Below are 2,086 nucleotides of genomic sequence, written 5' to 3'. Positions count from 1 at the left end.
GGAAATAGTTGTGTTGTCAAGTCTTCGGCTTATTAGTACCGGTCAGCTCCACGGGTCGTTAGTCCCCGCTTCCACATCCGGCCTATCAACCCAGTAGTCTGCTGGGAGCCTCTCACACTCAAGGTGCATGGAAATCTCATCTCGAAGACGGCTTCCCGCTTAGATGCTTTCAGCGGTTATCCGGTCCGAACGTAGCTAATCAGCGGTGCCCTTGGCAGAACAACTGACACACCAGAGGTTCGTCCATCCCGGTCCTCTCGTACTAGGGATAGATCTTCTCAAATTTCCAACGCGCGCAGCGGATAGGGACCGAACTGTCTCACGACGTTCTAAACCCAGCTCGCGTACCGCTTTAATGGGCGAACAGCCCAACCCTTGGGACCTACTCCAGCCCCAGGATGCGACGAGCCGACATCGAGGTGCCAAACCATGCCGTCGATATGGACTCTTGGGCAAGATCAGCCTGTTATCCCCGAGGTACCTTTTATCCGTTGAGCGACAGCGCTTCCACAAGCCACTGCCGGATCACTAGTCCCGACTTTCGTCCCTGCTCGACCTGTCAGTCTCACAGTCAAGCTCCCTTGTGCACTTACACTCGCCACCTGATTGCCAACCAGGTTGAGGGAACCTTTGGGCGCCTCCGTTACTCTTTGGGAGGCAACCGCCCCAGTTAAACTACCCATCAGGCACTGTCCATGAACCCGATCAGGGTCCTACGTTAGACATCCAAAGTGACCAGAGTGGTATTTCAACAACGACTCCACGAACACTAGCGTGCCCGCTTCACAGTCTCCCACCTATCCTACACAAGCCACTCCGAACACCAATACCAAACTGTAGTAAAGGTCACGGGGTCTTTCCGTCCTGCTGCGCGTAACGAGCATCTTTACTCGTAGTGCAATTTCGCCGAGTTCGCGGTTGAGACAGCTGGGAAGTCGTTACGCCATTCGTGCAGGTCGGAACTTACCCGACAAGGAATTTCGCTACCTTAGGATGGTTATAGTTACCACCGCCGTTTACTGGGGCTTAAATTCAGAGCTTCGCCCAAAGGCTAACCCTTCCTCTTAACCTTCCAGCACCGGGCAGGCGTCAGTCCGTATACATCGTCTTGCGACTTCGCACGGACCTGTGTTTTTAGTAAACAGTCGCTTCCCACTGGTCTCTGCGGCCTTCAACGCTCACGGAGCAAGTCCGGTCACGTGTCCGGCCCCCCTTCTCCCGAAGTTACGGGGGCATTTTGCCGAGTTCCTTAACCACGATTCTCTCGATCTCCTTGGTATTCTCTACCTGACCACCTGAGTCGGTTTCGGGTACGGGCGGCTGCAACCTCGCGTCGATGCTTTTCTCGGCAGCATAGGATCACTGATTTCCCCTTACGGGTACGCGTCGGATCTCAGGCACACAGACGACGGATTTGCCTATCGTCAGCCCTACATCCTTACACCAGGTTCACCTTACGGATACCATCGCCTGGCTCAGCTACCTTCCTGCGTCACACCTGTTCATACGCTAACCGCACCAGCATGGGGTCGAGCGTTAGACCGGACCGCATCACCCCGAAGGGATCCGCTGATACCGGGTTAGGACTCTTAGCACCACTGGATTAGCTTGGGCGGTTGTTCGCCGGTACGGGAATATCAACCCGTTGTCCATCGACTACGCCTGTCGGCCTCGCCTTAGGTCCCGACTTACCCAGGGCGGATTAACCTGGCCCTGGAACCCTTGGTCTTTCGGAGGACGGGTTTCTCACCCGTCTTTCGCTACTCATGCCTGCATTCTCACTCGTGTAGCGTCCACGGCTGGATCACTCCGCCGCTTCACTCGCCACACGACGCTCTCCTACCACTCCGCACGACTGAACCACGAAGGCTTATCGAGTGTGCGAAATCTACAACTTCGGCGGTGTGCTTGAGCCCCGTTACATTGTCGGCGCGGAATCACTTGACCAGTGAGCTATTACGCACTCTTTCAAGGGTGGCTGCTTCTAAGCCAACCTCCTGGTTGTCTATGCAACTCCACATCCTTTCCCACTTAGCACACGCTTAGGGGCCTTAGTTGGTAGTCTGGGTTGTTTCCCTCTCGACGA

Annotated in this window: 1 rRNA gene; it reads right to left on the bottom strand. The window is 55.4% G+C overall.

Annotated features, from left to right (window positions below):
- Positions 1-12: 12 nt before the first annotated feature.
- A 23S ribosomal RNA gene (locus ABIC61_RS18595) occupies positions 13-2,086 on the bottom strand; the annotation flags it as partial.

It is taken from the genome of Curtobacterium sp. 1544 (assembly GCF_040544915.1).
In the GTDB taxonomy this organism is placed as follows: Bacteria; Actinomycetota; Actinomycetes; order Actinomycetales; family Microbacteriaceae; genus Curtobacterium; species Curtobacterium pusillum_C.
This window is presented reverse-complemented; position numbering and strand designations above follow the sequence as displayed.